The following is a 13,237-nucleotide window of genomic DNA, read 5'->3' on the forward strand; positions in this document are numbered from 1 at the left end:
GGGGAACTGCGCGTGGCATAGTTCCCCCGTGGCTCAGCTGACTTTGAACGGGCACCGAGTGCTCGTCGCGAATCTGAACGGTGACTCGCTGCGCGCGATCACCGGATCGATGGTCGCGTACGAGGGCGACGTCGCCTTCAAGAACGCCGGAATGGGCGGTGGTGGAGGTCTGCGCGCTGCGCTCAAGCAGAAGGTGACGGGCGAATCCCTCTCTCTGATGGAGGTTTCCGGTAAAGGCACCGTCTATTTTGCCGTCGACGCCCAGGACGTCACCATCGTCGACATCTCCGGTGACTCCATGCACGTCGAAGCGTCGCAGCTACTGGCTCTCACCGGTCAGCTGAAGACCGAGGTCAAGTTCTCCGGCCTCCGCGGAGCGTCGTCGGGCCAAGGACTGTTCACGACGGTGGTCAGCGGAACCGGCCAGGTCGCACTGCTGTCGGCGGGCGGGCCGCTCATCGCGCTGGCCGTCGACCCGCAGTACCCGCTCGTCGTCGATCCCGACGCGTTCGTCGCCCACCGCGGGCAGCTGAACCAGAGCTTCGTGACGGACGTGACCTGGCGATCCGCCATCGGAGGCGGCAGCGGCGAAGCCTTCTCGCTGCGTTTCGACGGCCACGGCGTCGTCTACATCCAGCCCGAGGAGCGCTGACATGCCGCTGGAACTCGTCAACAGCAAAGTCGTCAAGTCGACCCTCGCACCGGGCCAGAACGTGTTGGCGCGCAAGGGTTCCATGCTCTACTACACGGGCGACGTCCATTTCATCCCGCACTCGATGGGTGGATCGGCGGGTGCCATGCCGTCCATGGGTGGCGTGGCGGGGATGGCGGGCCGGATGATGTCCGGCGAGCACGTCGCGATGATGGCGGCCGAAGGCCAGGGTGAGGTCTTCTACGGCCACGCGGGCCTGTACGTCGAAGTGATCCACCTCGACGGGTCGTCGATGCTGACCGTCGAAGCCGACCGCCTGCTGGTGCACGACGGTTACCTCCAGAGCTCGATCGTCGCGCTCACCTCACAGGGTGGTGTGCGCGGAGCAGTTCGAGGAGCGATGACCGGCCAGGGATTGTTCACCACGCAGCTGACCGGGCAGGGCAGCGTTGCCGTTCTGTCTCACGGCGGGGCCATTCCACTGCAGGTCGGGCCGGAGCACCCCCAGGTGGTGGTCGATCCCCAGGCGTACGTCTGTCACATCGGCAACATCGATGTCGACATCTCCGCCAACGTCGGATGGCGTGACGCAGTCGGTAAAGGCAGCGGCGAGGCCATCCAGTTGAAGATGACGGGCTTCGGGACCGTCTGGGTCCAGGCCTCCGAGCAGAAGTTCTAGGAGCTGACATGAGCCTCGAGATCCACACCCCACACACGCTCCCGGTCAACGACAACGTCCCCGGCAACGACTATGCCTTCTGCGTCGAACTCGCCGGCCAGCCCTGGTTCACTTCGAAGGGCGCAATGATCGCCTATTACGGCAACGTGCGCTTCGAACCGCTCGGCCAGACGTCGATGCCTGCCATCGTCGCCGCGCGATTCTCCTCGCCGCTGTACTCGAACGACTGGGTGCTCGCACAGGGTCAGGGCAAGCTGATCCTCGGCGACCGCGGCTTCAACATCAACTCCTACGACCTCGACAACGGCAATCTGACCATCCGAGCGTCCAACCTCCTGGCGTTCGAGCCGACCCTCGATCTGAAGCAGTCGATCGTTCCTGGATTCCTGACCTTGCTGGGTACCGGCAAGTTCCTGGCGTCGTCGAACGGGCAGGTCATGTTCGCCGAACCTCCACTGCGCATCGACCCGGAAGCACTCGTCGGATGGGCCGACTGCCCGTCGCCATCGCATCACTTCGACGCAGGCTGGATGCAGAACTTTCTGGGCGCAGCGCGCGGATTCCTCGGCGCGAACAGTGGTGAAGAACGCCAGTTCGACTTCACCGGCGCAGGCACCGTGCTGATCCAGTCCAGCGAAAAGGTCCTCGACGACGGTCACCTGCTGCGCCACATCGAGTCGCAGACCGTCACCCTCGGTCAGAACAGTCTCCGGGCCCTGCACAACACGATCGGTGCACGGCTTCAGCAGTAATCCCGCAGCGGGCGCACACTGGAGACATGACCAACAACGGACCGTTCAACATCGACCCCGAAGACTTCGATCGCTTCGCCAAGGAAGCGAGCGACGGACTGCGTGACGTCGTCGGCCAGGTCGGCAAGATCATCGGCCAATCCGGTGCGATCGGGCCATGGGGTGCATTCTTCGGTGAGGCGGCAGCGCCGACGAGGAAGCCCGCTCCGGAGCCCGAGACCACCGGCGACAAAGGCGACGGCGTCTGGACCATCTACACCGTCTCCGACGACGGTGCTGCCATCGACCAGGTGTTCGCCACCGAACTCGACGCTCTGCGAGCACACAAGGACAACACCGACCCGACGCGCAAGGTTCGGTTCTTGCCGTACGGAATGAGTGTCAGCGCGCTGGACTAGACCTCTCGACCGCATCGGCCGCCTTGGCGATTCCGCCGTGCGCGCGGACCTCGGCACCGATCTCGATCAAGCGTGCGCGTACCTCGGGTGATACGGCAACCGATTCGACGGCCTTGCGCAGCGATTCCACCGTCACCTCGTCGTTCTGGAGCTGGACGCCGACGCCGAGTTCCTCGAGCAACGACGCGTTTCCGAACTGATCCACCGCCTGCGGGATGGCGACCGTGGGGACCTCGAACCACAGTGCCTCGGTGCAGCCGCCCATTCCTGCGTGGGTGACGAACACCGACGCGGCACGCAGGACCGTGAGCTGCGGAACGCGCGCATGGATCTCGATGTTCGACGGCACGTCTCCTAATTCCGCTGCGCCGACACGGTTTCCGATGGAGATCACCACGTGCCAGTCCGTTCCGCCGAACGCCTCGATGCAAGTGCGGTAGAACTCCGGCCGCTCGTTGAACCCGGTACCGAACGAGATGTAGAGAACGCGTGCATTCGGGGCCGTCCAGCCTGTCTCGGCAAGACGCCCGGCATCGAGACACGGGCCGACGAACTGCACCCGGTCCGGTACCCGGTCCGCATTGGGCTGCATCGCACGCGGAATCAGCGACAGAACGTGTTCGGGATGGGAGATCCAGTCCCAGGCGTCGACGTGAATATCGTTGTCGGTGAGCCATGTCGAGTACGCGGCGTGGTACTTCTGCCCCGTCTCGGATGCTCGTAGTGGACCGAGCATCTCGGACAGATCGTCCTCGTATCCATCCCATGCGACCATCGCGGGTGAGAGTTGGACGGCCTTGACGTCGTAGCGACGACCCAACACCGGTGCCGCCAGACCGCCGATGTCGTACAGGAACAGATCCGGGCGGTCCTCGTCGTAGAACGCCGCCAATCCGGCGAAGGATTCCAGCGCCTCGTCCAGGAACACGTGCATCGCCGACGCCGGGTCGTCCGGCCAGTCGTCCTCACCCTGCGGGAGGATGGAGGAGAACGAAACCACCTCCACCCCAAGGGGTTCGACCAGCCCGGCCAGCTGTTCACCGACGGCGTACGTGACCCGATGCCCGCGGCGCACCAACTCGGCGATCAGGCCGAGAGAAGGGTAGATGTGGCTCGGCGCCGTCGTGCCGATCATCGCGATGTGCATGTCGACGACGCTAACGCGTGCTCTCGCGCGGTGCTACCCGATTTACGGCGACTCGTTGGCGATGAGGTCCAGCAGGCCGGGGAACCGCTCGTTCAGTTCCGGCCTGCGCAGCGTGACCTTGCGACTGTTGCCCCGATCGACCTGGAACACCAACCCGGATTCGCGCAGAACCCGAAAATGATGCGTCAGAGTCGATTTGGTGACGCCCAACTCGAACGACATACACGTTCGCTCGGCACCGTCGTCGTCGCCGACCAGCTCGGTGATCACCTTCCTCCGCAACGGATCTGCCAACGCGGACATGACTTTGCCCAGTTCCATCTCCGACACCTCGGGGTGCCCGTTCTCGTCCATGGTCCCACTTCCTAGTTAATAGGTACGGCTTGCGTCGTACCTATTTTTCTGCTTGTCTGGTACGGCAATCATCGTACCTAGGGGGAGCCGATGCAATCCAAGAACACTCTCGTCGTCGTTCTCGCGGCGCAATTCGTCGTACCCATGTCGATCGCGGGAACGGCCATCGCACTACCGGACATCGCGCGCGACCTCGGCGACGCCCCCGGTCCGCTGCACTGGGTCGTCAACGGGTTCAACCTCGCATTCGCGCTGTTCACGGTCGTGTGGGGCGCAGTGTCGGACCGCATCGGGCACCACATCTCGTTTCGGCTCGGTGTCGCGCTGACCGGCCTGGCCGGCATCGTGAGTGCCGCCGCTCCCTCGGTGGAGATCCTCGACGCCGCCCGGGTTCTCGCCGGAATCGGCGCCGCGGCTGTGCTCGTCGGATCGACATCGATCCTGTCGCATCTCTACACCGGTGCCGACCGCGCAACGGCTTTCGCCGCGTTCGGCACAGTCAACGGCCTCGGACTTGCGCTCGGCCCCACGATCTCCGGCTTCCTCGTCGGCGGAATCGGCTGGCGAGGAGTCTTTCTCGCGCAGGCAGCGGTGTTGATCGTCGCGCTGGCGGGGACAGTCGTACTGCCACGCATCCGGCCCGAACGCGTGGGCTCGGCCCCTATTCTCGACGTCGGCCTCCTACGCAACCGCACCTTCCTCGGCCTGTGCCTGGTGCCCGTCGCGGGCGCGATCGGATTCGTCACCCTCCTGACCTACCTGCCGAATGCACTCAGCGGCATCACATCGATGGATCCGACGTCCGCGGGCCTGTTCATGCTGACGATGACGGTCCCCGTTCTGCTCGCACCTGCCGTCGTGGCCAAGCTGATCACGACGGGGTCGGTCACGCCGAAGACGGTCATCGGCGTCAGCCTCGCCGCTCTCGTTCTGGGCGATCTCGGGATGCTCGCGCTGCGGCCCGACTCTTCCCTGTGGTGGATCGTGGTGCCGATGGTGGCCGTCGGCCTGGGATTCGGTCTACCCATCGGTTTGGTCGACGGAGAAGCTCTCGCGGCGGTTCCCCCGGAGCAGACCGGCACGGCTGCGGGCGTCCTCAACCTGTTCCGCATCGGCGGCGAGGCTCTGCTCGTCGCCGGCTATGCGTGGACGCTCACCGCGTTCGTCACGGCCTCGATGCCCGACAACCCCGTCGCCGACGCCACCGCAGCCGGGATTCCCGGCCATCCGCACGAGTACGCGGCGGCATTCCACGATGTCGTGGTCGTCCTTGCGCTGCTGGTCGCGGTGACAGCCGCTGCGGTCGTGCTGCTCACCCGCTCGCGCAAGCGCACTGACGTATCGTCGGCCGCGTGACTTTCCTGCAGCCGGTGACGTTGACCAACGACGTCGTGACGCTCGAACCGCTGAGCCACGACCACCTCGAAGGACTTTCCGACGCCGTTCGCGACGGTGAACTCTGGAACCTCTGGTACACCTCGGTGCCGAGGCCGGAGAACATGGCCGCCGAGATCGATCGGCGACTCGGCCTGCTCGACGCCCAGTCGATGCTGCCGTTCACCGTGCGCCGTAACGACACGGGGCAGATCATCGGCATGACGACGTACATGAATGCCGACGCCGCGAACCGCCGACTGGAGATCGGGTCCACCTGGAACGCCACCTCCGCTCAGCGCAGCGGAACCAACACCGCGAGCAAATTGCTGCTGCTCACTCATGCGTTCGAGGAAATGCACTGCATCGCAGTCGAATTCCGTACCCATTGGATGAACCTGCAATCACGCACCGCCATCGCACGGCTCGGCGCCAAGCAGGACGGCATCCTGCGTAACCACCAACGCATGCCCGACGGCTCCCTGCGCGACACCGTCGTGTTCTCCATCGTCGAGTCCGAATGGCCCGCTGTTCGTAACGAGCTGGTGCGTCGACTGGCGCGGTAGTCGGCCGGTCGGCGGCACCGCCACGGTAAGTTGGCGCACGTGCGAGTCGACGGGCGGGACATTCCGGTCACCGGGAGTCTGTTGCAACCGCTCGTCCGACGGACAAGCGACATCCTGCGTGTGGTGCTGTCCGTGCTGCTGCTCGCGACGGTCATCGCGGGCTCGCTCATCACCCGTAATCAGTGGGACGCCCTCGAGATGTCGGTGTCGAACATCCTGGGTGTACTGAGCCCCGATCAGTCGAATCTGGTCTACCTTCTGTACGGCGTCGCGATTCTGGCACTGCCCTTCGGCATCCTCATCGGGTTGATCGCCGGACGGAAATGGAAGCTCCTCGCGGGGTATGCGGCGGCAGGACTCATCGCAGGCCTGTCCCTGTCCATCACCGGGACCGGTATCTCGACCCCGGACTGGCACCTCGACGTGCCGGATCGTCTCGACACCTTCCTGTCCCAGTTCCTCGACGACTCCCGTTGGATCGCGATGCTGGCTGCCGTCCTCACGGTGTCCGGCCCGTGGCTACCCGCGCGGTGGCGTCGGGTGTGGTGGTTCCTGCTGCTCGCCTTCGTGCCGATCCACCTGTTCGTCAGTACCGTCGTGCCGGCTCGGTCGATGCTCGGCCTGTCCGTCGGGTGGTTGGTCGGCGCACTGATCGTTCTCGTCGTCGGCACGCCTGCGCTCGAGGTTCCGCTCGACGCCGCCGTCCGGCTCCTCGCCAAACGCGGTCACACCGTCATCTCGCTGGAAGTACTGAAGCCTGCGGGGCCAGGCCCGCTGGTTCTCTCGGCGGCAGCGGAAGGACCGGAGCCCGAGATCATCGTCGAGATGTACGGCCAGAACCAACGTAGCGGGGGAGCCCTCCGGCAGGTGTGGCGATGGCTGTCGTTCCGTAACAGCGAGAGCGCGCCTCTGCACGCGTCGATGCGCCGAGCCGTCGAACACCGCGCACTGATGGGCATCGCCATCGGCGACCTCGGCGTCGCCAGCAGCAGGCCTCTGGCCGTGTCGGCACTCGACCGAGGTTGGGCGTTGTACGCCCACAGCGCACCCCGCGGCGTCCCCGTCGACGAGACCTCACCCGACGAGTTGGCGTCGAGCATCTGGAACGGACTCCAGACACTGCACGAGGTTCAGATCTCCCACGGCGATCTGCGCAGCGCGGAGCTCCGCAACGACGACGGCACGGCCCTGTTCGGCGGGTTCTCCAGCGCCGAGCTGGGCGCATCGGACGCGCAGATGCAGTCCGACGTCGCGCAACTTCTGATCTCGACATCCGCGCTCTTCGGTGAGGAGCGGGCAGTCCGGATCGCCGTCGACACCCTCGGCGAGGACATCGTCGTCACTGCAGCCGGGCGGTTGACCAAGACCGCGATTCCCACGCGCGTGCTCGAGTCCGTCCCCGACGGCAAGGGCATCATGAAGTCGGTACGCGACGAAGTCGTGAAGCAGACCGGCACCGAGAAGATCGCCACCGAGCAGGTCACTCGCTTCACCCGGAACCAGATCATCCAACTGGTCCTGCTGATCGGTCTCGTGTACGTCGCCTACCCGTTCATCAGCGCCGTCCCGACCTTCGTCACCGAGTTGCAGACTGCCAACTGGTGGTGGGCACTGCTCGGACTCGCGGTATCGGCGCTGACGTACGTCGGTGCGGCCGCGGCACTGTGGGCGTGCGCATCCGGACTCGTCAGCTTTCGGAACCTCACGATCATGCAGGTGGCCAACACGTTCGCCGCGACGACGACGCCTGCCGGGGTCGGTGGCCTCGCGCTGAGCGTCCGCTTTCTGCAGAAGGGCGGCCTCGGCGCGGTACGTGCGACCGCCGCTGTGGCACTGCAGCAATCGGTCCAGGTGATCACGCACGTCTCGTTGCTCGTCTTCTTCTCCGTCGCCGCAGGCACATCGGCCGACCTGGCGCACTTCGTACCGGACGCGACGGTGCTCTACCTGATCGCGGGTGTCGTCCTCGGCATCCTCGGCACCGTCCTGTTCGTCCCGACGCTTCGGCGCTGGCTGCGCAATGCCGTGCGCCCGCAGCTGAAGGAGGTGTTCGGTGAACTCGGAGATCTGGCCAAGGACCCCAAACGATTCGCGATCATCGTCCTCGGCTGTGCGGCAACCACTCTGGGCGCCGCACTGGCCCTGTGGGCGAGCGTGGAAGCGTTCGGCGGCGGCACCACGTTCGTCACCGTCACCGTCGTGACGATGATCGGCGGAACCCTCGCATCGGCAGCGCCCACACCCGGTGGCGTCGGCGCCGTGGAGGCCGCCCTGATCGGCGGGCTCGCGGCGTTCGGACTCCCCGCGAGCGTCGCTGTCCCGTCGGTGCTGCTCTATCGCGTGCTCACGTGTTGGCTGCCGGTCTTCTGTGGGTGGCCGACTCTCCGATGGCTGACGAACAAGGACATGGTGTGACATGCCCACTGCCGACGAACTCCTCGGCGCCGGAGTCGTTACCGAATTGGTCCGGCACCTCGGCGGGCGAATGCCCGCGACACTGGCCACCACCAGGGACTTCGACGGACTGAGCCTGAGCGACCGTGCCCGCGTCGTCCGGGACGCCCTGCTCGCGGAACTGCCGGCGGCCTACGCGCCGTTCGAGAAGAAGATCCGCACTGCGCTGAAGAAGAGCACCTTCACCGGATGGATGATCTGGCCCGTCACCGAGGCCGTCGCCGTCAGGGCAACCACTTCCGGCAAGCCCGGCCCGGAAGGAGAGGCACCGACAACGGCGGACACCGCCACGTTCGATTCCGGCTTGGCGCTCCTCGCCGACCTCACCCCGCGTCTGACGTCCGAGTTCGCCGTCAGGACCTTCATGGACGCGAACCTGGACCGCACGCTCCAGGCCGCCCTCACGTGGACCTCACACAAGGACGAGCATGTCCGCCGACTCGCCACCGAGGGCACCCGTCCGTTCCTGCCGTGGGCGAGGAGAGTCAAGGCACTCACCGCCCGGCCCGACGCGACCGTCCCGATCCTGGACGCGCTGTACCGCGACGAGTCCGAGTACGTGCGTCGATCGGTAGCCAACCATCTGAACGATCTGAGCCGCACGGACCCGACGCTCGTCGTCACGACCGCACGCCGCTGGACCGAGGCGCCGGACGACAACACCCCGAGACTCGTTCGGCACGCGCTGCGCACCCTGGTCAAGAAGGGCGATCCCGACGCCTTGGCGCTGCTCGGTTTCGCGCCGCCCGACGGCGTCACGGTGCACGACCTGATGGTGACCCCGACGAACGTGATCAGCGGCGGCGAGCTGACGTTCCGGTTCGAGCTCGCGTCGACGTCGGAGCAGGCGGTCGCTGTCGACTACGTCCTTCACCATGTTCGAGCGAACGGCACACGCAGCCCCAAGGTCTTCAAATTGACCACACGGACGCTCGCACCCGGCTCGCCCGCGGTTCTCACGCGGTCACATTCGTTCCGGCCCATCAGCACTCGCCGGTACTACCCCGGTGAACATGTGCTCGAGATTCAGGTGAACGGTTCGACCCTCGCTCGTACCGTTTTCAACCTGGGCTGATCGAGCAGATACCATGCTCGCGTGACGAAGGTACTGCATGAACTTCCCGTCGGTGAGCGCATCGGCATCGCATTCTCCGGCGGCCTGGACACGTCCGTTGCCGTGGCGTGGATGCGTGAACACGGCGCTGTCCCGTACGCGTACACCGCCGACATCGGCCAGTACGACGAACCGGATCTGTCCGACGTTCCCGCCCGTGGCCGCGCCTACGGTGCCGAGCAGGCTCGCCTCGTCGACTGCCGCGAACCGCTGGTGGAAGAGGGATTGGCCGCGCTGACGTGCGGCGCCTTCCACATTCGTTCGTCGGGGCAGACCTACTTCAACACCACACCCCTCGGCCGCGCCGTCACCGGCACTCTGTTGGTCCGCGCGATGCAGGAGGACGGCGTCTCCATCTGGGGCGACGGTTCCACCTACAAGGGCAACGACATCGAGCGGTTCTACCGCTACGGTCTGCTCGCCAACCCGGAACTGCGGATCTACAAGCCGTGGCTGGACAAGGCGTTCGTGACCGAGCTGGGTGGCCGTCAGGAAATGTCGGTCTGGCTCACCGAGCACAACCTGCCCTACCGCGACTCCGCGGAGAAGGCGTACTCCACCGACGCCAACATCTGGGGCGCGACGCACGAGGCCAAGAGCCTCGAATACCTCGACACGTCGCTCGAGATCGTCAACCCCATCATGGGTGTCCGCTTCTGGGACCCCGAGGTCGCCATCGACACCGAGGACGTCACGGTCGAGTTCGAGCGTGGCCGTCCCGTCGCGATCAACGGCAAGCGCTTCGACAGTGCCGTCGACCTGGTGATGGAAGCGAACACCATCGGCGGACGTCACGGTCTCGGCATGTCCGATCAGATCGAGAACCGCATCATCGAAGCCAAGAGTCGTGGCATCTACGAGGCACCGGGCATGGCGCTGCTGCACATCACCTACGAGCGCCTGATCAACGCGGTCCACAACGAGGACACCGTCGCGTCGTACCACAACGAGGGCCGTCGACTCGGTCGGTTGCTGTACGAGGGCCGCTGGTTCGACCCGCAGGCCCTGATGCTGCGCGAAGGCCTGCAGCGGTGGGTCGGCAACGTCGTCAGCGGAAGCGTCACCGTACGTCTGCGCCGCGGCCAGGACTTCACGATCCTCGATACCCAGGGATCGAACTTCAGCTACCACCCCGAGAAGCTGTCGATGGAGCGCGCGAAGGACCAGGCGTTCTTCCCCGGTGATCGCATCGGTCAGCTGACCATGCGCAACCTCGACATCGCGGACTCGCGCAGCAAGCTCGAGCAGTACGCCTCCCAGCATCAGGTCACGGCGTTCGAGGATCTCGTCGGTCAGGTTCCCGCCGGTGGGGCAGCAGCCATTTCCGCGGGCGGAAACTCCGACCAGGTCAATTCGGACGCCCTCGACCACGCCGCCATCGAGTCCGGTACCGACTGACGTCCGACTGCCCGAAACCCCGTCGCATAACCTGATCGCTGGTACGGTTCGACCAGGTCGATTCGACGGGGTGGGGGCCCTCGAAGTACAGGGAGTGCGCCTGCCTCGCTCGACGCAGGCTCGATCGGCGTCGAGCGAACGAGAGGTCCAGTGACCGTGGAGGGTGTCACCGAGTCCGGTTCGGATTCGCAGACCGATCGGTCGCACCCCCAACCGCCGACTCGGCACGGCATCAACACCTACGAACCCGACGTCCCGGTCGCCGAAGCTCCCGAGGGTGAAGCCTGGGGACGAAAGCTGATCGGGCTTCTCACCGCGTCCTTCGGTATCGCCGGCCTGTTGATGATCCCGTCGGGGCAGTTCACCGACGTGGAATCGGTATTGGTGGCGCTGGCGTCGGCGTCGACGGTTCCCGTTGCTCTCGCCTGGATCCTGGGCCGGTGGCCCAGCCGGAGGATGGCCAACGTGTACGTCCTGTGGGCGGACATCGGCATCCTCTTCGTTCTCCTCGCGCACGAATCACCGTTCGTGGCCATGCCTGGGTGCGCGATGTTCGCCATCGTCGCGCTGTTCGCCATCGTCGGAACGTCGCCGCGAGTACTCACTGCGCACCTGATTCTCGCCGCCCTCGTTCTTGTCTATCTCGCTGTGATGGCGGCCCGCAGCGGTATGGAACCGTGGTCGGTCGCCTCACGCGTCGTCACGATCGGCTCTCTCTTCATCACACCGTTCGCTCTGCGCCCCTACATTCGCTTCCTTCGTCAACGCGCACAGGTCGGACTCCGCGACTCGTTGACCGGGTTGTGGAACCGCCGCGGACTCTTCGACATGGTCGACCAACTGAACTACGCCCGAGCAGGCACGAAGGTGGAATCCCGAGCAATCGGCGTGGTGGTCGTCGACATCGACCGGTTCAAGGCCATCAACGACCGCTACGGACACCCGACCGGTGACGCCGTTCTCGTCGAGGTCGCAGACCGGTTGCAGCAGGCGGCGTCGACCGGGAGTGGAGACGGCAGAAACGACCCGACCACGGACTCGGTGGTGTCACGGCTCGGCGGAGACGAGTTCGTCTGCGTGCACATCGGCACTCGCGCCGAGGTCGACGACGCCGAGCAGCGGCTACGCGCCGCGCTGGAAGAATCGTTCAGCGGTCCGCCCTTCACGACCAGCGTCGGATCGGCCGGAGACACGACCATTCGCGGTGACGCCACCGGCACCCTCGTCCGAAAATTGATCGCGTTGGCGGACATCGAGCTGTACCGAAACAAACAGGAACACTCCGACGGAGATCCCCGCCGCTCGCACGATCCACTGCTGGTTCGGGACCGGATCGAAAGTCTCGTCTCCGACGGCGGCCCGACGGTGGTGTTCCAGCCGATCTGCGAGACTGCGACCACTGCCGTCGTGGGATACGAAGCGCTGTCGCGCTTTCCGTTCGGACACGGATCCCCACTGATGTGGTTCAAGGACGCGACCGCGGCCGGAGTCGGACCACAACTCGAACTGGCCGCGATCGACGCCGCATTGAGTGCGATGCACGTCCTGCCGGAGACGGCGTTCGTCTCGCTGAACGCGTCCGCGTCCACCATCCGCTCGACGGATCTGCTGTCGCGGCTGCGCCCCCACCTTCACTCTCGGGTGCTCTACCTCGAAATCACCGAACACGAACGCGTGGACGACTACCGGGCCATTGCCCGATCGGTCGAGGGGCTACGAGCGGCAGGCGTTCGCATTTCCATCGACGACGTCGGCGCGGGATTCTCCGGCCTCAGGCAGGTCGTCGAACTCAAGCCCGACACACTGAAGATCGACTACACCCTCGTCCACGGGATCGACACCGACCCGACACGGCGAGCGGCGACAGCGGCTCTCGCCGCGTTCGCGCGTGAGGTCGGTGCGACCTTGATCATGGAGGGCGTGGAGACGGAGGAAGAACTCCGCGTCGCCGTCGAACTGGACGTCGACATGGTGCAGGGTTTCTACACCGGTCGTCCGGTAACCACCTAGATGTCGGACACCGTGTACTTGGTCAACCCGGGCACGGCAGCCAACAGTGGACCCAACTCGGTGGTCTTGCCCGGACCTGCCCTGAACTCACGGTACTTGGCGTCCGCCTCCGCCGATTCCCAACGCTCGTAAGCGATCCAATGGGTCTCGTCCTCCTCGTCGACGAGGACGTCCACCCCGAGGCACCCCTCGAACGCCCGCGTCTCGGCGAGCACCCGTCCGAGAACCTGCTTGCCCTCGTCGAGGGCTTCGGGCTTCAGTGTCACATCGAGCAGGGCAACCAACGTCATGGTGAATCTCCTGGGTAGTTTCTTTTCGAGCATTCGGCTGTGCAGCTGT

General features: G+C 65.5%; 13 protein-coding genes. 10 read left to right on the plus strand and 3 right to left on the minus strand.

Translation table 11 applies throughout. The features are described from left to right. Nucleotides 1–28 precede the first annotated feature (28 nt). Genes CH290_RS19520 through CH290_RS19535 form a run of 4 tightly spaced genes read left to right on the plus strand, consistent with a single transcriptional unit; the run spans nt 29 to nt 2,481 of the window. Nucleotides 29–652, plus strand: a complete 624-nt coding sequence (locus CH290_RS19520; RefSeq protein WP_371828038.1) for an AIM24 family protein — start codon at nt 29–31, stop codon at nt 650–652. Between the two features lies 1 nt (nt 653). Then, on the plus strand, nt 654–1,331 hold the full coding sequence (locus tag CH290_RS19525) for an AIM24 family protein (RefSeq protein ID WP_020110367.1): 678 nt from the start codon (nt 654–656) through the stop codon (nt 1,329–1,331). An 8-nt stretch (nt 1,332–1,339) separates the two neighbouring features. Further along, nucleotides 1,340–2,083, plus strand: a complete 744-nt coding sequence (locus tag CH290_RS19530; RefSeq protein WP_019665266.1) for an AIM24 family protein — start codon at nt 1,340–1,342, stop codon at nt 2,081–2,083. A 26-nt stretch (nt 2,084–2,109) separates the two neighbouring features. Beyond that, nucleotides 2,110–2,481 carry an Rv0313 family protein gene (locus tag CH290_RS19535; RefSeq protein WP_020110368.1) on the plus strand — a complete coding sequence of 124 codons (372 nt, stop codon included), beginning with the start codon at nt 2,110–2,112 and terminating at the stop codon, nt 2,479–2,481. Here the strand turns inward: CH290_RS19535 and CH290_RS19540 are convergent. Both CH290_RS19540 and CH290_RS19545 read right to left on the minus strand, forming a co-directional pair. Then, nucleotides 2,465–3,628, minus strand: a complete 1,164-nt coding sequence (locus tag CH290_RS19540; RefSeq protein ID WP_033190288.1) for a macrolide family glycosyltransferase — start codon at nt 3,626–3,628, stop codon at nt 2,465–2,467. The genes CH290_RS19535 and CH290_RS19540 overlap by 17 nt on opposite strands. 42 nt (nt 3,629–3,670) lie before the next feature. Further along, a complete protein-coding gene (locus tag CH290_RS19545) occupies nt 3,671–3,982 on the minus strand; it encodes an ArsR/SmtB family transcription factor (RefSeq protein WP_033190287.1) in 312 nt (103 codons plus the stop codon). A gap of 90 nt (nt 3,983–4,072) precedes the next feature. Here CH290_RS19545 and CH290_RS19550 point away from each other — a divergent pair, with 90 nt between their 5' ends. The 6 genes from CH290_RS19550 to CH290_RS19575 all read left to right on the plus strand — a co-directional run bounded on the left by CH290_RS19550 (nt 4,073) and on the right by CH290_RS19575 (nt 12,898). Next, a complete protein-coding gene (locus CH290_RS19550; protein WP_033190286.1) occupies nt 4,073–5,338 on the plus strand; it encodes an MFS transporter in 1,266 nt (421 codons plus the stop codon). Then, complete coding sequence (locus CH290_RS19555) at nt 5,335–5,922, plus strand: GNAT family N-acetyltransferase (RefSeq protein ID WP_019665261.1); 588 nt, start codon at nt 5,335–5,337, stop codon at nt 5,920–5,922. The genes CH290_RS19550 and CH290_RS19555 overlap by 4 nt, the downstream gene beginning before the upstream one ends. Before the next feature lie 39 nt (nt 5,923–5,961). Then, a complete protein-coding gene (locus tag CH290_RS19560) occupies nt 5,962–8,337 on the plus strand; it encodes a lysylphosphatidylglycerol synthase transmembrane domain-containing protein (RefSeq protein WP_019665260.1) in 2,376 nt (791 codons plus the stop codon). A gap of 1 nt (nt 8,338) precedes the next feature. After that, the gene (locus tag CH290_RS19565; RefSeq protein WP_033190285.1) at nt 8,339–9,451 is read left to right on the plus strand and encodes a DNA alkylation repair protein; all 1,113 of its coding nucleotides are present in this window, start codon (nt 8,339–8,341) and stop codon (nt 9,449–9,451) included. Between the two features lie 21 nt (nt 9,452–9,472). Continuing rightward, on the plus strand, nt 9,473–10,888 hold the full coding sequence (gene argG, locus CH290_RS19570) for an argininosuccinate synthase (protein ID WP_033190284.1): 1,416 nt from the start codon (nt 9,473–9,475) through the stop codon (nt 10,886–10,888). Nucleotides 10,889–11,038: 150 nt separating this feature from the next. Further along, the gene (locus CH290_RS19575; protein ID WP_033190283.1) at nt 11,039–12,898 is read left to right on the plus strand and encodes a bifunctional diguanylate cyclase/phosphodiesterase; all 1,860 of its coding nucleotides are present in this window, start codon (nt 11,039–11,041) and stop codon (nt 12,896–12,898) included. Here the strand turns inward: CH290_RS19575 and CH290_RS19580 are convergent. Next, complete coding sequence (locus CH290_RS19580; RefSeq protein ID WP_019665256.1) at nt 12,895–13,188, minus strand: putative quinol monooxygenase; 294 nt, start codon at nt 13,186–13,188, stop codon at nt 12,895–12,897. The two genes, CH290_RS19575 and CH290_RS19580, sit on opposite strands and share 4 nt — an antisense overlap. Nucleotides 13,189–13,237 lie beyond the last annotated feature (49 nt).

Source organism: Rhodococcus sp. 06-156-4, from assembly GCF_002259345.1.
GTDB classification, from domain to species: Bacteria; Actinomycetota; Actinomycetes; order Mycobacteriales; family Mycobacteriaceae; genus Rhodococcoides; species Rhodococcoides fascians_E.